The organism is Streptomyces sp. NPDC005706 (assembly GCF_040631045.1).
Classification (GTDB): domain Bacteria; phylum Actinomycetota; class Actinomycetes; order Streptomycetales; family Streptomycetaceae; genus Streptomyces.
The window spans coordinates 1-19801 of the sequence record NZ_JBEXYS010000036.1; the positions used below are offsets into that span (position 1 = coordinate 1).

A 19801-nucleotide genomic window follows, 5' to 3' on the forward strand; every position below is an offset into this window, starting at 1 on the left:
GGCGGACGACGGCGACCAGGCGCTGCTCACCTGCCCCGGCGCGCCCGCGCCGGGGCCGTCGTACGGTCCGCGGGACTCAGCCGCGCCCGCGCCCGTGGTCCAGCCGGTCCAGCACGGCCCGCGCCATGGCGTCCTCGCCGCACGCGTTGGGGTGCGCGGGGGCCGCGGGCGCGGCCGGCCGCAGCGGCTCGATCCAGCGGTCGGCGGGTGCCTTGCACATGTCGTGGGCCACCGTGGGTCCGTAGGTGTCGACGTACTCGGCCCGGTTCCACGCGGCGACCGTGCGCAGCATCAGGTTCAGCCGCTTCTCGGTGTCCCGGAGGTAGGGGAAGTCCCTGGCCGCGAACGGCACCGCCGGGAAGCAGCCCACGCCGTCGTCGGGGAGCAGGTCCGGGTAGCCGACGAGGAGGACCCGCGCGTGCGGTGCGCGCCGGTGCACGGCCCGCAGCACCTGGTCGATCTTCGGCGCGGTGCGCAGGACGTTCAGCGCCAGCTGGTCGTACCCGCCGGCCTTGTACGAGCGCTCGCAGGGGTTGCCGGCCGGCTCCTGGGCGCCGAGACGGGCGCAGGTGCTGATGATCGAGCCGAACCCGACGTCGTTGCCGCCGATCTGGACCGTCACCAGGCCGGTGTTCCGGTCCAGCGCGTCGAGCTGCGCCGCGTTGCCGCCCTGCGCCTGCCACATCTCGTTCGTCGTGGCCCCGGCGCAGCTCACGTCCTTGAACGACTTCACCCCGCGCCACGACGCCAGCAACGAGGGGTAGTTCTGGTCGGAGCGGCCGCATTCGGCGTTCACCTGACGCGGGATGAGCGGGCCCGAGGTGTAGGAGTCCCCGAGGGAGACGTAGGTGAGCTCGTGGCCGTGTCCGGCGGGATGGGCGGCGGCGGGCACCGTGGCGGCGGCGACGAGGGCGCAGCCTCCGAGTGCCGTCCCCAGTACGGTCGTCCGCCGCCGGCCTCTCGCCCCGTCGGCCGCGCGCGTGTCGTTCGCCATGGTTCCTCCCCCAGAGGCCGGGCACACGGCCCCGCCCCGAGCGGCGGTCCGCGTTTCAACTGGGCCTGTATACCGCCCGGTAGGTCGCGCGGGCCATAAGCGGGAAGGAACATTCGCGGCCGCCGGGGGAGAGGCGGGCACGAATGCGCGCGCCGCCCCGGCGGCCGTACCGTCAGACCCCGGACGCCGGTTCCGCCATGGCGGCCGGGTCCGTCAGGCCGGCCGGCTCCACCGCGGGAGCCGGGTCCAGCACGGCCGTCGGCCACACCAGCGAGTCGTCCTCGGGGCGCGCCCCGGACAGCCGGTGCCGGGCGGCGATCAGCGCCATGTCGACGTCCTTGGTCCCCGTGGCCACGCACAGCGAGTAGGCGATGTCCGCCAGCCGCTGCCGGGCCTGCGGAGTGCTCTCCCCGGCTCCGAGCAGTGTGAGGGTCTCGTACTGGGCGATCAGGTCCTTCAGTACCGCGGGGTGTGCCATCAGCATGAGATCCGCCTTCCTGGTGCGAAGCCGAGGTCGATCAATTCGAGAGCCGACTACCCGCGCCCCGGCCCGGCATGTCCCCCGGTCCGCCGCGATACCGGCCCGCCCGGCGGCCCCGGCGAAGCCGATCACGCCGTCGCGGGGATGTGAAAAGCTGGAGGTGCCCATGTCCCCGCGACCCAGGAGGAGTTGCCGCGTGGCCGTCATCCACCGCACCACCCTCACGCCCACCAAGCTGGAACTCCTCGCCGAATGGCTGCCCACCCGCCCCTGGTACCGCGGGGGACCCGCGCCCGAACTGGAGAAGTCGGGCGGCTTCCGGCTGGACGACCCGGCGGGCGAGGTCGGGATCGAGTTCATGGTGACCACCGACACCTCCGGCCCCGAGCCGGTCGCCTACCTGGTCCCGCTCACCTACCGCGGCGCCCAGCGGGCCGGCGACGGGCACGGGCTGATCGGCACCTCGGAGCACGGTGTGCTGGGCAAGCGCTGGGTCTACGACGGCTGCCACGACCCGGTGCTGGTCACCGAGCTGCTCTCGCTGATCGAGGGCCGGGCCGGGGCCATGGCGCAGAGCATCACCGACACACCCGACCGGGAGGTGACCCGCGCCTACGCCGGCGAGCCGTTCCCCCGGACCGAACTCACCCCGCACCCCGCCGACGACGAACGAGGCACCCACCTGCCCGCGCCGCACGGCACGACCCTCCGTGTCCACCGTGTCCCCGTGCCCGTCGCCGGGAACCCGCCGCTCCCGGGCGGTGACCCGCTCGGTCATGTCGCCGGCGGCTGGGAGGGACCGGACGGCACCCGCCTCCGCGCCGTCCTCATGACCCTGGGCACCCGCTGAGCGCCGCACCCGCATGGCCCAATGTCCGGCCGGAGTGACACCGCACGGCCGTATCCGGAGTGCGGCCCGGCCCGACCCCGGGTCAGATGGATTGCGTGCGAAGCCATATAACCCTTCACCGCCGCCGCTCCCGCTGGTGTGTCACCGGCGCTCTGACCGGCCTTCTGCTCTCCCTGACGACACCCGCGGCCGCGCCCTCGCCGGCCGGCGGGTCCACGCCCGAGCGCGGCAGCGCCTACATGGGCATCGGAGTACTGACCCACGACGGCACCGGTCCCACGGACGAGGCCACGCCGACGGTCCCCCGGGCCACCCAGACCGAAGGCGTGGACGTCGCCAGCTACCAGGGCAACGTCGCCTGGCCGACGCTGTGGAACAGCGGCGTCCGCTGGGCCTACACCAAGGCCTCCGAGGGGACGTACTACACCAACCCCTACTTCACGCAGCAGTACACCGGGTCCCGTGACGCCGGCATGATCCGCGGCGCCTACCACTTCGCGACCCCCGACACCACCAACGGCGCCACCCAGGCCGACTACTTCGTCGACCACGGCGGCGGCTGGTCCAAGGACGGCAAGACCCTGCCCGGTGTGCTCGACATCGAGTGGAACCCGTACGGCGACGACTGCTACGGGAAGTCGAAGAGCGGGATGGTCACCTGGATCCGTGACTTCCTGAACCGCTACAAGACCCGCACCGGCCGCCACGCCGTCATCTACACGGCCACCAGCTGGTGGACCCAGTGCACCGGCAACTACAGCGGCTTCGGCGCGAACAACCCGCTCTGGATCGCCCGTTACGCCTCGTCGGCGGGGACACTGCCCGCGGGCTGGCCGGCCTACACCATGTGGCAGTACACCTCCACCGGTCCGACCGTCGGCGACCACGACAGGTTCGACGGGTCGGTGGACAAGGTCGCCGCGCTCGCCAAGGGCTGACGTGCCGCCGGCGGCGGGCGGCGGACCACGCCCGCCGCCCGGCCGGCGTCAGGACGGCACGACGAGGCGGTCGGCCAGCCGGTGGGCCTGGGCGAGCAGCGCCCCGTAGGTGGCGATGTCGTCAGGGTCGTCCGTCGTCGAACGGACCAGGTCCCGGCGCAGTTCCTCCAGCGTGTCGCGCAGGTCCGCCACGGCCTCACAGAGCCCGTCCTCGCTCGACTGACCGAACCGGCTGTGGCTGTAGAGCCGCAGGGCGTGGGCGGTCTGGTACAGGAACGCCGCGTAGCGCCGGGCGAGTTCCGGGTGCGGCCTCGGTGCCGGGCGGTCCTGCGCCGCGGCCTCGAGCACCGTACGGGTCACGCCCGCGGTGTGCACGGCCGCGTAGTCCAGCACCAGGACGGCGTCGTCGTACCCCTTGCCGGGCAGCGCCGTGGCTCCCCTCCGGCGGCGGGGATTGACCCGCAGGCTCTCCCTTCCGAGGTCCACCGCGGCATGGGCCCGGTCCACCCGTGAGCGCAGACGCAGGGCGCGCTCGTGCCGGGCACCGGCCTCCTCGGCGTCCCAGCGGCCCTCGGCCAGACCGTCGGCCACGTCACGCAGGATGGCGTGGGCCTCGTCGGTGGCGTCCCGCAGCACCGCACTGGTGTCGCGCAGGTACACCGGCGGCCGGATCAGCGCGTTGACGGTGATGCCGACCAGCGCGCCGAACAGGGCTTCACCGAGCCGGGCCGCCGAGGTGCCGACCGACACGGACCCCCCGGTCAGGACGAACAGGGCGCCGGTGGCCGCGTAGATCCCCTGGCTGCCCAGGCGCCGCCAGTACCCCAGCAGCATCGCCGCGGGCAGGACGATCGCCATCGCGGTCATCGTGTCGCGCAGCAGCAGCCCGACCGCGGTGGCGACGACCGTGCCCGCCGCGATCGCGCCGAGCTGCTGCAGTCCGCGCGCGATGGACCGGTACACGGTCGACTCCACCAGGACCACCGCAACCCAGGGCGCGACGAACGCCACCGGCGCCTTCAGCCACCAGCCCGCCACCGCCCACGCCACCCAGGCGGCCAGCGCTGCCTTCAGCGCCTGCACCACCAGATCCCGCTCGCGGCCGGGCCCCGCGGCGGCCCGGCGCACGGCCGCCACCGCCTCCGACAGGTCCCGCCGTACCCCTTGCCACATCAATCGCATTCCACGCACGACGCACCGAGTGCCACCCGGAGCGGGTACCCATGCCCGGGCAGCCCCGCTCAGGGCGGAGCCGGCCGCAGCGCGCGCAGCACCGCCCAGACCACCGAGACGAACGGGACGGCCACCACCGCCCCGATCACTCCCCCCACGATGCTGCCCGCGATGACGGACACGGCGACGACGAGCGGATGCAGGCGGACCGCCCAGCTCAGCACCAGCGGGTGCAGCACATGCCCCTCGAACTGGCCGATGACGACGATGAGCGCCAGCACGGCGAGGGCCGTCAGCGGCCCGCGCCCGGCCAGGGCCACCACGGTGGCCACCCCGAGCGCCACCGGCGAGCCGACCAGGGGCACGAACGCGGCGAAGAACTCCAGCAATGTCAGGGGCAGCGCCAGCGGTACCCGCAGCACGAGCAGGGCGATGCCCACGAGCACGGCGTTGGTGGCCGCGACGATGATGATCCCCCGGGTGTACCCGGCGAACGTCCGCCAGGCCGTGCTTCCCGCCCGGTCCCAGGCGACGCGGGCTCCGCTCGGCAGCAGCTGGTCGCGCACCCAGGACCACAGGCGCTCACCGGAGTGGATGAAGAACACCGAGGCGAAGAGCGCGAGCGCGCCGCCCGTGACCAGTTCCACCACCTTGCCCAGCTGGGTCACCGCGCTGCTGAGCAGCCTGGACCGGTGGGCGTCGAGGTAGTTCGTCACCTGGTTCTCCAGGGCGGAGAGCCGGCCCGGGCTGAGCCGCAGCGGTGGGCGCCGCAGCCACAGCTCGATCCGGTGCACCCCGCCGCGGAACTCACCCGCCAGCGTGGCCGACTCGCTCGCCACCGCGTTGCCCACGAGGGCGAGCAGGGAGAGCAGCAGCAACAGGCTGCCGGCCAGGGCGACGGCGACGCTCAGCGGCCGGGGCAGGACACGGCCGAGCAGATCGGCGAGCGGGCGCAGGACCGAGGTGACGACGAGAGCCAGGAACAGCGCCACTGCGATGAGCTGGAAACGGCCGAGCACGGTGAAGACGCCGTACACCACGACGCCGACCAGGATGAGCCGCCAGGCGTAGGCCGCGGTGATCCGCAGCCACGGAACCACCCGCGCCGCCACCGCGGCGTCGGGTCCGGTGCGGGCGCCCGGCGGCAGCCGTACGGAGTGCGCCGGGCGGCTGCCCGGCACCGTCCCACGCGTCCGGCGTCCCCGGACCGTCCGCCGTCCCGGACCGCCCATCCGGCCTCCCGTGCGCTCACCGTGCTCATGGTGTGACCATCGGTCACCGGCGAGAACGTTACGGGCAGCCGGGCGCCGTACCGGCACAACGCGCCCGTGCCCGGTCGGCGCCATCCGTTTCCACCGGCGCGCCGGGGCATCACAGGACCTTCACGCGCCGTGGACGTTGGGACGGCGGCGGCACGGGCACTCGCCTGCCCTACTCGCAGGGAGGAGTCCCTCCAGTGATCTTTGTCGCACTCCTGCTGCTTCCCGCGCTCGGCGTGCTGCTCTTCGGCCTCGACCAGGTCGAGGACCGCTGGGTCACCCGGCCGACCGGAGCACGGCACGCCCGGCGGCGGCCGTTCTTCCGGCGCCCCTGGACACGGGTACCGCACCAGCGGTGACGGCCGGCCGCTCCCGGCCGGCCGTCACCGTCCTCTCACTCCGCGCCCTCTTCCGCGGCGCGCTCCACCGGGAGCAGCTCCCGGATGTCCGCGGGGAGCGCGCCGGCCATCCGTTCGGTCAGTTCCGGGGCGAGGGCCGCGTCGAGCACCTCCAGAACGGCCGCGGCCTCCCTGAGGGCCGTGTCCTCGTCCGTGCCCGCCCGGTCGGCGATCCGGCCCGCGAACACCGCGAGACCGAAACGCTCACCCGCGTGACCCGAGTCGGCGCCGGCCTCGTCGGCCGCCCGGCGCATGGGGGCCGCCAGGTCCGGTGGCAGCTGGGCGGCCACATGGCGGGCCAGTCCGGACGGCAGCCGTTCCGACAGCGTGCACACCACCGCCCGCGTCGCCCGCTCCGCCGTGCCGCTGTCGGGCAGCCGGGCCAGCGTCCGCACCTTTCCGATCATCTCGTCGTGATGCATCAGATCGGTTCCTTCCTCGTGGGCGGCGGCCCGGCTGCCAGGACCGGCGGCCGGCTCAGTCGTCGGCCGCCTGCTGGGTCCACGTCCACGCGTACTGCAGCCAGTCCGCCACCGTCAGCGCGCCGAAGCCCCCGCCGACCAGCCGGGTCAGCCGCGGCGAGGCGGCGTAGGAGCACATCAGAGCCGTCGCCACCCAGGCCGAGGTGCAGAACGGGCACGCCAGCAGGTCGCCCACCGCCCTGCGCATGCCGGTGCCCCGCGGCTCGTCCATGACCTCGCCGGCCTCGCCCTCGTCGGCGCGGCGGGTGAACGGGGCGCGCAGAAAACTGGTGATCTTGTCCCTGGTCAGCAGCCGGGACACCTTGTACGTCGCCGTGCCCAGCAGGGCGACGTCCCACGGCGGCAGCTCCCGCGGCAACCGCACGCCCCGGCGCCGGGCGACCACCGCGTACGTGCCCACGCCCGTGGCGAACACGGAGGCGAGAGCGGCGTAACCCGCCAGGGGCACCTCGCCCCGGTCGTCGTACTGTGCGTCGTCCGTCGTCATGGGGCCTCCCGGTGCGCGCCCCGCCCGGCGGCGGGCCCGTCCCGAGTTCCCTGGGCGCCCCGGGCCACACGTCACCGCCGCGCCGTGACGTGGCCGAAGCCACATATGACGAACTTCCCAGCCGTCCCACGGCCGCCCGGCCCGGGGCTACCGTGGCGTGGAGCCCCCTGTTCCCATACTCATCTCGGACGGCCCGGCAGTGCTCACAGACCTCTCTCCCCTCATCGCCGCGACGGCCCGCTGGCTGACGGGCGCCTACCCGGCGAACGGCGGCGCGCTGGCCACGGCCCGCTGCGAGGCGCAGGCCCGGCAGGCCGTGACGGCCGCCGCGTGGCTGCGGTACCCGACCGAGATCGACGCGGCCCTGGTCGCCATGGCCGGCCCCGGCGGCGCGATGCGCCTGGACTGGGCGACCGGCGCGGACTCGGGCGGCGGCGGCACGGCCGAGGAGTGGGCCTGGCGCACCTGGGTCGACGAGGTCGTGGCCAGCTGGGCCGCGGGCCTGCTGACCGACCCCGCGCTGGCCGTGCTGGCCGTCGGCGCACTCGCCGGCTCGGAGCACACCTGCGGCCCGCCGGAGGAGTTCCGGCGCCTCCTCGCCCCCGACGACGGCGACCGCAGTGCCGCCGCGCTGCTGCGCCACCCCGACCTGCTCGCCCCCGTGGCCGCGCTCCACCACGATCAGCTCCTGGACCGCCTCACGGGCGGACCGGCGCTCGCCGCCTGACGGCCGGACCGGTCCTCAGGCGGCGAGCGCCCGACGGCCGGCCGAACCCCGCTTCCGCCGCGCGCCGCCCCCGGCGAACGCCAAGCGACACCGAACGTTCAGAAAGCGCGCGGTGCGAGCCGGTTGGCGGAAGGTATCCGACCGACCCTGACGAAACGCCGCACCGGTTCTTCACGGCACCCCGTGAAAGGGCGAACATGCCGCGTCATGGACATTCTGCTCGTCGCAAGCGCGTTCAACAGCCTCTCCCAACGGGTGTACGCCGAGCTGTCGGACCTGGGCCACCGGGTGGACGTCGTGCTCGCCACGCAGGGCACCGAACCGGTCCGGGCCGCCGTCCGCGAGCTGCGCCCCGACCTGGTCGTCGCGCCGATGCTGAAATCGGCCCTGCCCGAGGACGTCTGGCGCGACCACACCTGCCTGATCGTGCACCCGGGACCGCCCGGTGACCGCGGCCCGTCCGCACTGGACTGGGCGATCGCCGAACGGGCCCCGCACTGGGGCGTGACCGTCCTCCAGGCCGAGGCCGCCATGGACGCCGGCGACATCTGGGCCTCGGAACCCTTCCCGGTACCGCCCGTCGGCAAGAGCGACCTGTACCGCAACGAGGTCTCCGACGCCGCCGTGGCCGCCGTCCTGCTCGCCGTGCGCCGCTACGCCGACGCCTCCTACAAACCCCGCCCGCAGACCGGCGACCCGGGCACCACCCCGCACATCGTGTGGCGCGACTTCTTCCGGCAGGAACGGCGCCGCATCGACTGGGAGAACGACGGCACCGAGGACGTACTGCGCAAGCTGCGAGGCGCCGACTCCCAGCCGGGCGTCCTCGACGAACTCCTCGGCCGGGAGGTGTTCCTGCACGGCGGCCACCCCGAGGACCTGCTCCGCGGCCGCCCCGGCGACCTGCTCGCCACCCGGTCCGGCGCGGTCTGCCGCGCCACCCGCGACGGCGCCGTGTGGATCCCGGAGCTGCGCCCGCGCAGAGGCTCCGGCGACCCCGCGCCCTTCCGGCGCCCGGCCGTCTCCGTACTCACCTCCTTCCCGGACGCTCCCCGCCTGCCTGAGGACACCGTCCCCCTGGAACCGTCCCCGGGCCGGCGCACCTGGAGCGACATCCGCTACCGCACGCGCGGCGACACGGGCTTCCTGAGCTTCGCCTTCCCCGGCGGCGCGATGAGCACCGAGCAGTGCCGCAGGCTGCTCACCGCCTACCGGTACGCGCTCGCCCGCCCCACCTCCGTACTGGTGCTGGGCCCGGACCGGGACTTCTTCTCCAACGGCATCCACCTGAACGTCATCGAGGCGGCCGCCGACCCGGCCGAGGAGTCCTGGATCAACCTCAACGCCATGGACGACCTGGTGGAGGCGGTGCTGCGGACCACCGACCGGCTGGTGGTCGCCGCGCTCCCCGGCAACGCGGCCGCCGGCGGAGCCATGCTCGCCCTCGCCGCCGACGAGGTGTGGTGCCGCACCGGCACCGTCCTCAACCCGCACTACCGGCGCATGGGCCTGTACGGCTCAGAGTTCTGGACCTACACCCTGCCGCGCCGGGTGGGAGACGGCCTGGCGCACCGGCTGACCGGCGAGGCGCTGCCGCTCAGCGCCGCCTCGGCCGCCCGGATCGGACTGGTGGACCGGCTGGTGCCCGCCGCGCCCGGGGAGTTCGGGCCCCAGGTCGAGCGGCTGGCCGCGGACCTCGCCGCCGCCCCGGACCTCGCCCTGCGGATCGCCGCCAAGGACGCGGCCCGCCGCCTGGACGAGGCGCGGCGGCCGCTCGCGGAGTACCGGCGCGAGGAGCTCACCCGTATGCACGCCGTCTTCTTCGACCCCGGAGCCCCGTACCACGCCCTGCGCTCCGCCTTCGTGCGCAAGAAGCCGGCCGGTTCCGTCCGGCCACTGGCACCGGTCGCGGGAGACCTCGGATGAGCGCCCCGCCCGGCCGGCTGCTCGTGGCGGGCGTCGGCAACATCTTCCTCGGCGACGACGCCTTCGGCCCGGAGGTGATCACCGCCCTCGACCGGCGTCCGCTGCCCCCCGGCGCCACGGTGCGGGACTTCGGCATCCGCGGCATGGACCTCGCCTACGCCCTGCTCGGCGGCTGCGCCATCGCCGTCCTGGTCGACGCGGCCGCGCGCGGGCACCGCCCCGGCACCCTCACCCTGCTCGAGGCCGAACCGCCCGACGCGAGCGTCGCGCCCGAGGCGCACGGCCTCGACCCGGAGAAGGTGCTGGCCCTCGCCACCCACCTGGGCGAGGAGCCACTGCCCCGCGTCCTCGTGCTCGCCTGCGAACCCGCCGTCCTGCCCTCGGGCGACGAGGACATCCTGCCGGGACTGAGCGCACCGGTGCGGGAGGCCGTCGACCGGGCCGTCGACGCGCTGCACACGCTCGTCCCCGTCCTGCTGGCCGATCCAGCCGCACCCGCGCCGCCGTTGGGCCGCCCGATGGAATCCGGGCCCCCGCACACGGCTGCGCTGCCCCGCCTCACGGCCGGAGCGGCCGAAGATCGGTGAGACCCCGGGCCGCACAGGGCGTGGCCGGGACCTTCCGCCCCACGACCGCGAGGAGCTGCGCCCATGTGCCGGTCCGACGTCAAGCAGGCCGTCCTGGCGAAGAACGACGACCTGGCCGCGAGTCTGCGCGAGGACCTGGCGCTGAGGGGCGTGGCGGTGGTCAACCTGCTGTCCAGCCCCGGCAGCGGCAAGACGGAACTCCTCGGCCGGGTCCTGGCGCGGGCGGTGGAGCGGGGCGTGCCCGTCGCCGCGCTCACCGCCGACCTCGCCACCGAGAACGACGCCGTCCGGCTGGCCCGCTCGGGCGCGCCGGTCCGGCAGCTGCTCACCGACGGACTGTGCCATCTGGAAGCCCGGCAGGTGCGCGGGCACCTGGAGGGCTGGCTGCCGGATGACACCGCGGTGCTCTTCGTGGAGAACGTCGGCAACCTCGTCTGCCCGGCCTCCTACGACCTCGGCGAGACCCTGCGGATCGCGCTGATGGCGGTCACCGAGGGCGAGGACAAACCGCTGAAGTACCCGACCGCGTTCGGCTCCGCCCATCTGGTCGTCATCACCAAGACCGACCTGGCCGAGGCGGCCGGCTTCGACGAGGACGCCTTCCGGGCCAACGTCCAGCGCGTCAACCCGGGCGTGCAGATCGTACGGTCCTGTGCCCGCACGGGCGACGGTTCCGACACCCTCCTGGAGCACGCCCTCGCCGCCCGCGACACGGCCCCGCCGCACCGGCCGCCGCTCGCCCCGCACCCCCACGGGCACCACCACCCCGCCTCCGCCCCCGCCTCGTGACCGCGCCCGTCACCGGCCGGGTGCGCCGCCGGATCACCGTGTACGGCACGGTGCAGGGCGTGGGCTTCCGGCCGTACGTGCACCGCCTGGCCGCCGAGCTGGGCCTGGCCGGGTTCGTCGGCAACAGCGCGAGCGGCGTGCTCATCGAGGTCGAGGGCCGGGCGGAGGACGTGGTTCTCTTCCACGACAGGCTGGTGAAGGAGCCGCCCCCGCTGGCCGTCGTGACCGGCGTCGGCTGCGAGGACGTCCCCGCCACCGGTGCCGCCGGACCCTTCACCATCCGTCCCACCGGTGCGTCCACGGGCCGCACCCAGCTCCCGCCGGACACCGCGACCTGCCCGGACTGCCTGCGCGAGCTGGCCGATCCCGCGGACCGCAGACACCGGCACCCGTTCATCACCTGCACCCACTGCGGCCCCCGCTTCACCATCGCCACCGCGATGCCCTACGACCGCGCCGCCACGACCATGGCCGGCTTCCCGCTCTGCCCCCCCTGCGCCCGGGAGTACGGCGACCCCGCCGACCGGCGCTTCCACGCCCAGCCCGTCGCCTGCCCCGACTGCGGCCCCCGGCTCACCCTGATCCCGGCCGCCGGTACCGGCGTCCGCCCGGCCCGGGACGCCGGTGCCCTGGCCACGGCACGGGCGCTGCTGGCCGCCGGCCGGATCGTCGCAGTCAAGGGCGTCGGCGGCTACCACCTGGCCTGCGACGCCACCGACGCCCGGGCGGTCGCCGCCCTGCGGGACCGCAAGGAGCGCGGCGGCAAGGCCTTCGCCGTGATGTGCGCCGACCTCGGCACCGTCCAGGACATCGCCGTCCTCGCCCCCGCCGAACGCGCCGCCCTCACCAGTGCCCGCCGCCCCATCGTCCTGCTGCGCCGCCGCCGGACCACAGCGGGCCCCCGGCTCGCCGACCAGGTCTGCCCGGGCAGCCCGCACGTGGGCGTCATGCTGCCCTACACCCCCCTGCACACCCTGCTCCTCGGACTGCCCGGCGATCCGCCCGGGCCGCGCGTCCTGGTCATGACGAGCGGCAACCGCTCCGGCGAACCCATCGTCACCGACGACACCGAGGCGCTGGACCGCCTCGCCGGCCTCGCCGACGCCTGGCTCGTCCACGACCGGTCCATCGCCTCCCCGTGCGACGACTCCCTGCTGCGGGTCCGCGCCGACGGCAGCGAACAGGTGCTGCGCCGCTCCCGCGGCTACGTCCCCCGCCCGCTGCGCCTGCCGGTACCGGTGCGCCCCGTGCTCGCCGTCGGCGGGGACCTGAAGAACGCCCTGTGCCTCGGCGACGGCGACCAGGCCTGGTTCGGGCCGCACATCGGCGACATGGGCGACCTCGCCACCCTCGACGCCGCCGCGCGGGCCGAACGCCATGTCACCGGCCTCACCGGCGTCACCCCCGCGCTGGTCGCCGCCGACCGGCACCCCCGCTACCACTCGACCGGCTGGGCCCGGCGGCTGTCCGCGGACCGCGGCCTGCCGGCGCCCGCGCTGGTCCAGCACCACCACGCCCACATCGCCGCCGCGATGGCCGAACACGGCCTCGACGGCAGCACACCGGTGATCGGCGTCGCCTTCGACGGCACCGGCTACGGCGACGACGGCACGGTGTGGGGCGGCGAGGTGCTGCTGGCCGACTACTCCGGCTTCCGCCGCTTCGCCCACCTGGCCACGGCCCCGCTGCCCGGCGGCGACGCGGGCGTGGCCAACCCGTGCCGGCTGGCGCTGGCCCGGCTGTGGGCCGCCGGACTGCCGTGGGAACCGGACCTGCCGAGCCTGCTCGCCTGTACCGACGCCGAACTCTTCGTACTGCGGCAGCAGTTGGAACGTGACGTCGCCTGCGTACCCACCTCCAGCATGGGCCGCCTCTTCGACGCCGTGTCCTCACTGGCCGGGGTCTGCCACCGCACCGGGTACGAGGCGCAGGCCGCGCTGGAGCTGGAAGCCGCGGCGGCCGAGGCCTGGGGCGCGGACACCGGGGCCTACCCCTTCCGCTTCGGCGCCGGCCACCGGATGGAGGCCGCGCCCCTGCTGGAGGCGCTCCTCGCCGACCGGCGGCGCGGCACCCCCGCGCCGGTGCTCGCGGCCCGCTTCCACCGCGGGGTCGCACGGGCCGTCGCCGAGGTCTGCCGGCGGGCCCGCCGGTCCGCCGGCCCGACCACCGTGGCCCTCACCGGCGGTGTCTTCGCCAACGGACTGCTGGAGGAGGACTGCGCCGCCCTGCTGGACGCGGACGGCTTCACCGTCCTGCGGCACCACGAAGTGCCGCCCAACGACGGCGGGCTGGCGCTCGGCCAGCTCATGGTCGCGGGAACGGCAAACCACCACGAGACGGAGTGACCCATGTGTCTGGCAGTGCCCGGCAAGGTCGTGTCCATCGACCATCGTGCCGACCCGCTCACCGGGCTGATCGACTTCGGCGGAGTGCAGAAACAGGCGTGCCTGGAGTACCTGCCCGATGTGCGGGTGGGGGAGTACGTCATCGTCCACGTCGGCTTCGCCCTGCAGCGTCTGGACGAGGAGTCCGCCCGGGCCTCCCTGGAGCTCTTCGAGCAACTCGGACTGCTGGAGGAGGAGTTCGGCGACGCCTGGGAGCAGGCGGCCCGGCAGGAGAGCGGGAGTGAGGTCCAGTGAAGTACATCGACGAGTTCAACGACCCGGAACTGGCACGCCGGCTGCTGGACGAGATCCGCGTCACGGCCACCCGTCCCTGGGCGCTGATGGAGGTCTGCGGCGGCCAGACGCACTCCATCATCCGGCACGGCATCGACCAGCTCCTGCCGGAGCAGGTGGAGTTGATCCACGGGCCCGGCTGCCCCGTGTGTGTCACGCCGCTCGACGTCATCGACAAGGCGCTCGCGATCGCCGCCCGCCCCGACGTCATCTTCTGCTCCTTCGGCGACATGCTGCGGGTGCCCGGCACCGACCGCGACCTGTTCCGGGTCAAGAGCGAGGGCGGTGACGTACGGGTGGTGTACTCGCCGCTCGACGCCCTCGAACTCGCCCGCAGGAACCCCGGCCGGCAGGTCGTGTTCTTCGCGATCGGGTTCGAGACCACCGCCCCCGCCAACGCCATGGCCGTCCACCAGGCCCGCCGGCTGGGCCTGACCAACTTCAGCCTGCTGGTCTCCCACGTCCGGGTCCCCCCGGCGATCGAGGCCATCATGACCGCCCCCGCCTGCCGGGTGCAGGGCTTCCTCGCCGCCGGGCACGTGTGCAGCGTGATGGGCACCGCCGAGTACCCGGAACTGGCCGAGAAGCACCGGGTGCCGATCGTCGTCACCGGCTTCGAACCGCTGGACATCCTCGAAGGCATCCGCCGCGCCGTCCACCAGCTCGAACGCGGTGAGCACCGCGTCGACAACGCCTACGCCCGGGCCGTGCGCGACCAGGGCAACCCGGCGGCCCAGCGGATGATCGAGGACGTCTTCGAGGTCGCCGACCGCAACTGGCGCGGCATCGGCCGCATCCCGGCCAGCGGCTGGCGGCTCAGCGAGGCCTTCCGCGACCACGACGCCGAGCACCGCTTCGACGTCACGGACATCCGCACCGAGGAACCCGCCGTGTGCCGCGCCGGCGAGGTCCTCCAGGGCCTGATCAAGCCGACCGAGTGCGAGGCGTTCGGCAAGGCCTGCACCCCGCGCACCCCGCTCGGCGCCACCATGGTCTCCAGCGAGGGCGCCTGCGCGGCCTACTACCTGTACCGCCGGATGAGCGGCGGCCCGGCACCCCGGGGATCCCGCATTCCGCAGGAGGAGATGAACCCCGTTGGCTGACCTCGCCACCGAAAAAGCCCCCGACCCCGCGCAGGCGCCCGCGGACACCGCCGCAGCGCCCGTCGATCCCGCGAACTGGACCTGTCCCGCCCCCCTGCGCGACCAGCCGGTCGTGGTCATGGGCCACGGCGGGGGCGGCGCGCTGTCCGCCGAGCTGATCGACCAGGTCTTCGCCCCCGCCTACGGCAACCCCACGCTCGCCACGATGGCCGACTCCGCCGTGTTCGACCTCGGCGGCGCCCGCCTCGCCTTCTCCACCGACTCCTACGTCGTACGGCCGCTGTTCTTCCCCGGCGGCTGCCTCGGCGACCTCGCCGTCAACGGCACCGTCAACGACCTGGCGATGAGCGGCGCCCGGCCGGCCTACCTCTCCACGGCCTTCGTCCTGGAGGAGGGCGTGGAACTGGCCGTCGTCGGCCGGATCGCCCGCGCCATCGGCTCGGCGGCCGAGGCGGCCGGGGTCACCGTCGCCACCGGCGACACCAAGGTGGTGGAGTCCGGACACGGTGACGGCGTCTACGTCACCACCGCCGGCGTCGGCCTCGTCCCCGACGGGGTCGACATCCGCCCGCAGCGCGCCCGGCCGGGCGACGCCGTCATCGTCAGCGGGCCGATCGGGCTGCACGGCGTGGCGATCATGAGCGTGCGGGAGGGCCTGGAGTTCGGTGTGGAGATCGCCTCCGACACCGCGCCGCTGGCCGGTCTGGTGGCGGCCATGCTGACGGTCACCAAGGACATCCACGCACTGCGCGACCCCACCCGGGGCGGGCTCGGCGCCTCGCTCAACGAGATCGCCCGCGCCTCCGGCACCGGCGTACGGCTCCAGGAGCGCGCGCTCCCCGTGCCCGACGAGGTCGCGAACGCCTGCGGTTTCCTCGGCCTCGACCCGCTCTACGTCGCCAACGAGGGACGGCTCGTCGCCTTCGTGCCCCAGGACCGGGTCGAGGCCGTGCTCGCGGCGATGCGGGAACATCCGCAGGGCGCCGGGGCGACGGTCATCGGCAGTTGCGTCGAGGAACACCCGGGCATGGTCGTCGTCGCCACCGGACTCGGCGGCACCCGGGTGCTCGACCTGCCGCTCGGCGAGCAACTGCCGCGCATCTGCTGAAACGGCCCCGTGACGGGAACGGCCCCGCGCTCAGCGCGGGGCCGGCACCGCTTCCACTTCCGTGATCTCCAGCTCCCGTCCGCTGCGCAGCTCCTGCGAGGGACGGTCGCAGCGCGGGCACCAGAAGAACGGCGGCATGCCCACCGCGAACTCCTCGGCGCACCCGCCGCACCAGGCCCGTGCCGTCACCTGTTCGACGACGAGCCGGGCCCCGGACAGTGCCGTACCGTCCCGGGCCATCTCGAAGGCGAACCGCAGCGCGTCGGGCACCACACCGGCCAGTTCCCCGACCCGGACGGTCACCGCCGACACACCGTCGGCGCCGTCCGCCCGGGCGATCTCCTCCGCCTGCTCCACGATCGCGGTCGCGATCGACAGCTCGTGCATGCGGCGGACTCAGGGGTACCGGCGGTGCGCGCGGAGCCCACCGGTCATCCGGTAGATCCGCACCTCCCGCAGCAGGCCGGGCAGCTCCTTCAGGAACAGGGCCACCACCACGCCGCCCGCCAGGGCGGCCTGCGCGAGCAGCACCTGCCGTCCGGTCGTCACCGACCTCGTCGGCGTCCTCGCCGTTTTACAGCGCTTCGTCACGTTCCGCCCTCTCATCCCGGTGAGATGTTCGGCATGGCGTCGATCAGGGCGTCATGCCGCTTCCAGTGGATCCCGGTGGAGCGGCGGGCGTCGGACGTGCCGTCCTCGTGGAATCCGGTCTGCCGGTCGCGCGGGCCGATGTTGCCCTGGTGCAGACCGGGCACATGGCTGGGTGTGTCGGGCTTCGCCTGGGGGCGGCCCACTCGGATGCTGCCCATCGTGTCTCTCCTTCCAGGTTCTCAGCGCCGCTCGGTGAGCTCCGCGAAGAACCGTTCCACGGCCGGCCAGACCAGGCCGCCACCGGACAGGCCCCGCCACTCGCGGCGGACCAGGGCGACCATCCGGAAGCAGTCGTCGACCGGCACGATCCAGTGTTGCTCGGAACCGCGCGCCGTGTTCACCAGCAGCGCCTCCACATCGGGTGCCATCCCGGCGAGCGGCGCACAGGTGCCCGCCAGTCGCTGCCAGGCCGCCGCGTCCACCTCCCACCGCATGGCCCCGGCGGGGCTCGGGCCCTGCGCGGTGACCGTGCCGTCGGAGCGCGGCACGAAGAACACCAGGCCCACCGGCACGCCCAGCACCGCCGTGTCGACCGGCGGCAGCCGCAGCCTGCGCCGCGGCACCAGCCGGTAGCGGCCCTCGCCCGCCCCGTCGTCGGCGAACAGCACCGAGCAGGGGCCGCACACGCACCGCACGTCCGCGTCCGCGGTGTCGTACAGATGCGGGTGCGTCTCGGCCACCGGGGCGGCGCACAGCTCGCACGCCTCGGTCTCGGCGGCCGCCCGGCTCCCGGCCGAGCGGATGACCCGGGCCAGCGCTCCCTCGGCGGTCACCGGGTCTCCTGTGCCGCGGCCCGGCGCCTGATCGAGCCCAGCGGTACGAACGCGGGGGCGGCCCGCCGCTCCTCGGCGACCGGCTCCACCGCCGTCAGTTCCGGGGCGGCGGCCAGCACCGCAGCCCGGACGACCTCGGTGACGTCGGCGGACCCGCCGCCGCACCCGGAGCCGCATCCGCCGCCGCCCGTGACCCGCACCCGGGCCACCTGACCCTCGATGCCGGCCCACTCGAGGTCGCCGCCGCGCTCGCGCACCGCGGGGCGCAGCTTCTCGACCGCGCGGGCGGCCCGGCGCTCGGCCGGTTCGGGGTGCACGGAGTGCAGCACCAGCAGGTGTCCCAGCAGCTCGTCCTCGGCCAGCCGTTCGCTCAGCCGCTCGTCCGCCACGTCGACGACCCGGGCCAGCGCCTCGCCGTAGACCTCGGTCAGCAGCCGCACCGACTCCAGGGCCTCGCGGGCGGCCGGGCCCGGCGCGGACTCCAGTCCCGCCAGCACCTCGTCGAGCCGGGCGAGCCGCGCCTCCACCGCCGGGTCCGGGAGCCGGACGGCGGCCTCAGCCATGGTTGGCCCCGTACGTCGGCGAGTGCACGGTGGTCAGGGTCTTGCCCTTGCCCATGTACATGTGGACGCCGCACGGCAGACAGGGGTCGAAGCTGCGCACGGTGCGCATGATGTCGACGCCCTTGAAGTCGTCCGGCCCGTTCTCCTCGAAGATGGGCTGGCCCTGCACGGCGTCCTCGTACGGCCCGGGGGTGCCGTAGATGTCGCGGGGGCTGGCGTTCCACGGGGTGGGTGGGTACGGGTGGTAGTTGGCGATCTTCTTGTCGCGGATCACCAGGTGGTGCGAGAGGACACCGCGGACCGCCTCGTGGAACCCGCAGCCGATCGCGTCGTCCGGCACCTCGAAGTTCTCGAAGACCTTGGTGTCGCCGTTGCGCAGCATGCCCATGGCCTCCTCCAGGAACTGCAGGGCCATGGCGGCGGCGTAGGCCACGAAGTACGGCCGGGCGCGGTCCCGTTCGATGGTGTTGCTCCACTTCGGGATGTGCCACTCCAGCGTGGTCTCCGGCAGCGACTCGCCCTTGGGCAGCGAGATCCGCACGCTGTTGCCGGTGGCCTTGACGTAGGGGGTGTCGACCAGGCCGCTCAGCGCGGTCGACCACAGACGTGCCAGGGGGCCGCCGCCGGTGTCCAGGGCGAGGTGCTCGCCGCTGTCCTGGTGGTACCAGCGCGGGCTCATCACCCAGCTGTAGTTGCCGTCGAAGTCGCGCTTCTGCGGTACGGGGACGGTGGTCTGGTTCCACGGGTGGCGCATGTCGACGGGGTTGCCGAGCGGGTCGTGGGTGACGAACGGCTGCTCGTTGACCCAGTCCTCGTAGAAGGAGCTGCCCAGCATGATGCGCAGGCCCAGGTTGATGTCGACCAGGTTGTTGGTGACGAGCTTGCCGTCCACGATGATGCCGGGGGTGACGTACATCGCCTTGCCCCACCGGTTCATGTTCTCGTACCGGTAGTCGACGACGTCCGGGTTCTGCCAGGCGCCCCAGCAGCCGAGCATGATGCGGCGCTTGCCGACCTCCTCGTAGCCGGGCAGCGCCTCGTAGAAGAAGTCGAAGACGTCGTCGTTCATCGCCACCGCCTTCTTCACGAAGTCGATGACGTGCATCAGCCGGCTGAGGTAGTCGGTGAAGGTGTTCGGCTGCGGCATCGTGCCGACGCCGCCCGGGTACAGCGTGGAGGGGTGCACATGGCGTCCCTCCATCAGGCAGAACATCTCCCGGGTGACCCGGCTGACCTTCAGCGCCTCCTTGTAGACCTCGCCCTCGAAGGGGTTGAAGGCCTTCATGATGTCGGCGATGGTCCGGTAGCCGTGGATGTCGCCGCGGGGCGCGTCGGTCCGCTCGGCGCGCGCCAGCACCCCGGGATTGGTGGCCTTGACCATCGCCTCGCAGAAGTCCACGAACACCAGGTTGTCCTGGAAGATCGTGTGGTCGAACATGTACTCGGCGGCCTCGCCGAGGTTGGTGATGTGCTCGGCCAGCTTCGGCGGCTTCACGCCGTACGCCATCTGCTGGGCGTAGTTGGAGCACGTGGTGTGGTTGTCGCCGCAGATACCGCAGATGCGCGAGGTGATGAAGCCCGCGTCACGCGGGTCCTTGCCCTTCATGAACACCGAGTAGCCGCGGAACAGCGACGAGGTGCTGTGGCATTCCACGACTTCCTGGTTCGCGAAGTCGATCTTCGTGTAGATGCCCAGGTTGCCGATGATCCGGGTGATCGGATCCCAGGACATGTCCACGATCTGGGCGGGTTTGCGCTGTGTCTGCCGGGACTCGGTGGTCGTCATCTGCGGTACTGCCCCTCGCTGTTCGGGATCGGCGGTTCGGTGGGGGGT

At 73.8% G+C, this 19801-nt stretch carries 23 protein-coding genes; 11 read left to right on the forward strand and 12 right to left on the reverse strand.

Going from position 1 to position 19801, the window contains the following annotated elements; genetic code table 11:
• Positions 1 to 76: 76 nt before the first annotated feature.
• Together ABZ478_RS34100 and ABZ478_RS34105 are read right to left on the reverse strand one after the other, a co-directional pair.
• Positions 77 to 994, reverse strand: a complete 918-nt coding sequence (locus ABZ478_RS34100; protein ID WP_359555707.1) for an SGNH/GDSL hydrolase family protein — start codon at positions 992 to 994, stop codon at positions 77 to 79.
• 172 nt (positions 995 to 1166) lie between these two features.
• Positions 1167 to 1478: a DUF5133 domain-containing protein gene (locus tag ABZ478_RS34105; protein ID WP_359555710.1), complete on the reverse strand. Its 312-nt coding sequence runs from the start codon at positions 1476 to 1478 to the stop codon at positions 1167 to 1169.
• 193 nt (positions 1479 to 1671) lie between these two features.
• Here ABZ478_RS34105 and ABZ478_RS34110 point away from each other — a divergent pair, with 193 nt between their 5' ends.
• Together ABZ478_RS34110 and ABZ478_RS34115 are read left to right on the forward strand one after the other, a co-directional pair.
• Positions 1672 to 2325, forward strand: coding sequence for a 1,4-alpha-glucan branching protein (locus ABZ478_RS34110; protein ID WP_359555712.1), 654 nt, complete (start codon positions 1672 to 1674; stop codon positions 2323 to 2325).
• An 86-nt stretch (positions 2326 to 2411) separates the two neighbouring features.
• A complete protein-coding gene (locus ABZ478_RS34115) occupies positions 2412 to 3263 on the forward strand; it encodes a lysozyme (RefSeq protein WP_359555715.1) in 852 nt (283 codons plus the stop codon).
• 48 nt (positions 3264 to 3311) lie between these two features.
• On the opposite strand, the gene ABZ478_RS34120 is transcribed toward ABZ478_RS34115, so the two are convergent.
• Complete coding sequence (locus ABZ478_RS34120; RefSeq protein ID WP_359555717.1) at positions 3312 to 4436, reverse strand: aromatic acid exporter family protein; 1125 nt, start codon at positions 4434 to 4436, stop codon at positions 3312 to 3314.
• Between the two features lie 68 nt (positions 4437 to 4504).
• Entirely contained in the window at positions 4505 to 5668 is a 1164-nt protein-coding gene (locus ABZ478_RS34125; protein ID WP_359555720.1) for an AI-2E family transporter, read from the reverse strand.
• A gap of 224 nt (positions 5669 to 5892) precedes the next feature.
• Here ABZ478_RS34125 and ABZ478_RS34130 point away from each other — a divergent pair, with 224 nt between their 5' ends.
• Positions 5893 to 6054, forward strand: a complete 162-nt coding sequence (locus ABZ478_RS34130; protein WP_359555722.1) for a hypothetical protein — start codon at positions 5893 to 5895, stop codon at positions 6052 to 6054.
• A 35-nt stretch (positions 6055 to 6089) separates the two neighbouring features.
• On the opposite strand, the gene ABZ478_RS34135 is transcribed toward ABZ478_RS34130, so the two are convergent.
• The gene (locus ABZ478_RS34135) at positions 6090 to 6515 is read right to left on the reverse strand and encodes a DUF2267 domain-containing protein (protein ID WP_359555724.1); all 426 of its coding nucleotides are present in this window, start codon (positions 6513 to 6515) and stop codon (positions 6090 to 6092) included.
• A 55-nt stretch (positions 6516 to 6570) separates the two neighbouring features.
• Positions 6571 to 7062: a DUF1360 domain-containing protein gene (locus tag ABZ478_RS34140; RefSeq protein WP_359555726.1), complete on the reverse strand. Its 492-nt coding sequence runs from the start codon at positions 7060 to 7062 to the stop codon at positions 6571 to 6573.
• A 199-nt stretch (positions 7063 to 7261) separates the two neighbouring features.
• On the opposite strand from ABZ478_RS34140, the gene ABZ478_RS34145 reads away from it, so the two are divergent.
• The 8 genes from ABZ478_RS34145 (at position 7262) to hypE (ending at position 15980) form a co-directional block, all read left to right on the forward strand.
• A complete protein-coding gene (locus ABZ478_RS34145) occupies positions 7262 to 7789 on the forward strand; it encodes a hypothetical protein (protein WP_359555729.1) in 528 nt (175 codons plus the stop codon).
• A 207-nt stretch (positions 7790 to 7996) separates the two neighbouring features.
• On the forward strand, positions 7997 to 9715 hold the full coding sequence (locus ABZ478_RS34150) for an enoyl-CoA hydratase-related protein (protein ID WP_359555731.1): 1719 nt from the start codon (positions 7997 to 7999) through the stop codon (positions 9713 to 9715).
• The gene (locus tag ABZ478_RS34155) at positions 9712 to 10302 is read left to right on the forward strand and encodes a hydrogenase maturation protease (RefSeq protein WP_359555734.1); all 591 of its coding nucleotides are present in this window, start codon (positions 9712 to 9714) and stop codon (positions 10300 to 10302) included. Before ABZ478_RS34150 ends, ABZ478_RS34155 begins: the two co-directional genes overlap by 4 nt.
• Before the next feature lie 63 nt (positions 10303 to 10365).
• Entirely contained in the window at positions 10366 to 11091 is a 726-nt protein-coding gene (gene hypB, locus ABZ478_RS34160; RefSeq protein ID WP_359555737.1) for a hydrogenase nickel incorporation protein HypB, read from the forward strand.
• Entirely contained in the window at positions 11088 to 13436 is a 2349-nt protein-coding gene (gene hypF / locus ABZ478_RS34165; protein ID WP_359555740.1) for a carbamoyltransferase HypF, read from the forward strand. Before hypB ends, hypF begins: the two co-directional genes overlap by 4 nt.
• A gap of 3 nt (positions 13437 to 13439) precedes the next feature.
• A complete protein-coding gene (locus ABZ478_RS34170) occupies positions 13440 to 13730 on the forward strand; it encodes a HypC/HybG/HupF family hydrogenase formation chaperone (protein WP_359555742.1) in 291 nt (96 codons plus the stop codon).
• Complete coding sequence (gene hypD / locus ABZ478_RS34175) at positions 13727 to 14872, forward strand: hydrogenase formation protein HypD (protein ID WP_359555745.1); 1146 nt, start codon at positions 13727 to 13729, stop codon at positions 14870 to 14872. The genes ABZ478_RS34170 and hypD overlap by 4 nt, the downstream gene beginning before the upstream one ends.
• 118 nt (positions 14873 to 14990) lie before the next feature.
• On the forward strand, positions 14991 to 15980 hold the full coding sequence (hypE, locus tag ABZ478_RS34180) for a hydrogenase expression/formation protein HypE (protein WP_359555878.1): 990 nt from the start codon (positions 14991 to 14993) through the stop codon (positions 15978 to 15980).
• A 30-nt stretch (positions 15981 to 16010) separates the two neighbouring features.
• On the opposite strand, the gene hypA is transcribed toward hypE, so the two are convergent.
• Genes hypA through ABZ478_RS34210 form a run of 6 tightly spaced genes read right to left on the reverse strand, consistent with a single transcriptional unit; the run spans position 16011 to position 19753 of the window.
• Positions 16011 to 16367, reverse strand: a complete 357-nt coding sequence (hypA, locus tag ABZ478_RS34185) for a hydrogenase maturation nickel metallochaperone HypA (RefSeq protein WP_359555748.1) — start codon at positions 16365 to 16367, stop codon at positions 16011 to 16013.
• A gap of 9 nt (positions 16368 to 16376) precedes the next feature.
• Positions 16377 to 16529, reverse strand: a complete 153-nt coding sequence (locus tag ABZ478_RS34190; RefSeq protein WP_359555750.1) for a hypothetical protein — start codon at positions 16527 to 16529, stop codon at positions 16377 to 16379.
• 53 nt (positions 16530 to 16582) lie between these two features.
• Positions 16583 to 16789 (reverse strand): hypothetical protein, encoded by a 207-nt coding sequence (locus ABZ478_RS34195; protein WP_143634219.1) that lies wholly within the window; start codon positions 16787 to 16789, stop codon positions 16583 to 16585.
• Positions 16790 to 16810: 21 nt separating this feature from the next.
• Positions 16811 to 17404 (reverse strand): DUF5947 family protein, encoded by a 594-nt coding sequence (locus tag ABZ478_RS34200; protein ID WP_359555754.1) that lies wholly within the window; start codon positions 17402 to 17404, stop codon positions 16811 to 16813.
• The gene (locus tag ABZ478_RS34205) at positions 17401 to 17967 is read right to left on the reverse strand and encodes a NifU family protein (RefSeq protein WP_359555757.1); all 567 of its coding nucleotides are present in this window, start codon (positions 17965 to 17967) and stop codon (positions 17401 to 17403) included. Before ABZ478_RS34205 ends, ABZ478_RS34200 begins: the two co-directional genes overlap by 4 nt.
• Positions 17960 to 19753, reverse strand: a complete 1794-nt coding sequence (locus ABZ478_RS34210; RefSeq protein WP_359555759.1) for a nickel-dependent hydrogenase large subunit — start codon at positions 19751 to 19753, stop codon at positions 17960 to 17962. Before ABZ478_RS34210 ends, ABZ478_RS34205 begins: the two co-directional genes overlap by 8 nt.
• Positions 19754 to 19801 lie beyond the last annotated feature (48 nt).

Excerpts from the sequence above, each read along its gene's own strand:
- ABZ478_RS34100 (WP_359555707.1), bottom strand. The coding sequence starts at position 994 with ATGGCGAACGACACGCGCGCGGCCGACGGGGCGAGAGGCCGGCGGCGG.
- ABZ478_RS34105 (WP_359555710.1), bottom strand. The coding sequence starts at position 1,478 with ATGCTGATGGCACACCCCGCGGTACTGAAGGACCTGATCGCCCAGTAC.
- ABZ478_RS34115 (WP_359555715.1), top strand. The coding sequence starts at position 2,412 with ATGGATTGCGTGCGAAGCCATATAACCCTTCACCGCCGCCGCTCCCGC.
- ABZ478_RS34120 (WP_359555717.1), bottom strand. The coding sequence starts at position 4,436 with ATGTGGCAAGGGGTACGGCGGGACCTGTCGGAGGCGGTGGCGGCCGTG.
- ABZ478_RS34125 (WP_359555720.1), bottom strand. The coding sequence starts at position 5,668 with ATGGGCGGTCCGGGACGGCGGACGGTCCGGGGACGCCGGACGCGTGGG.
- ABZ478_RS34135 (WP_359555724.1), bottom strand. The coding sequence starts at position 6,515 with ATGCATCACGACGAGATGATCGGAAAGGTGCGGACGCTGGCCCGGCTG.
- ABZ478_RS34140 (WP_359555726.1), bottom strand. The coding sequence starts at position 7,062 with ATGACGACGGACGACGCACAGTACGACGACCGGGGCGAGGTGCCCCTG.
- ABZ478_RS34150 (WP_359555731.1), top strand. The coding sequence starts at position 7,997 with ATGGACATTCTGCTCGTCGCAAGCGCGTTCAACAGCCTCTCCCAACGG.
- ABZ478_RS34155 (WP_359555734.1), top strand. The coding sequence starts at position 9,712 with ATGAGCGCCCCGCCCGGCCGGCTGCTCGTGGCGGGCGTCGGCAACATC.
- hypB (WP_359555737.1), top strand. The coding sequence starts at position 10,366 with ATGTGCCGGTCCGACGTCAAGCAGGCCGTCCTGGCGAAGAACGACGAC.
- ABZ478_RS34170 (WP_359555742.1), top strand. The coding sequence starts at position 13,440 with ATGTGTCTGGCAGTGCCCGGCAAGGTCGTGTCCATCGACCATCGTGCC.
- hypE (WP_359555878.1), top strand. The coding sequence starts at position 14,991 with ATGGGCCACGGCGGGGGCGGCGCGCTGTCCGCCGAGCTGATCGACCAG.
- hypA (WP_359555748.1), bottom strand. The coding sequence starts at position 16,367 with ATGCACGAGCTGTCGATCGCGACCGCGATCGTGGAGCAGGCGGAGGAG.
- ABZ478_RS34195 (WP_143634219.1), bottom strand. The coding sequence starts at position 16,789 with ATGGGCAGCATCCGAGTGGGCCGCCCCCAGGCGAAGCCCGACACACCC.
- ABZ478_RS34205 (WP_359555757.1), bottom strand. The coding sequence starts at position 17,967 with ATGGCTGAGGCCGCCGTCCGGCTCCCGGACCCGGCGGTGGAGGCGCGG.
- ABZ478_RS34210 (WP_359555759.1), bottom strand. The coding sequence starts at position 19,753 with ATGACGACCACCGAGTCCCGGCAGACACAGCGCAAACCCGCCCAGATC.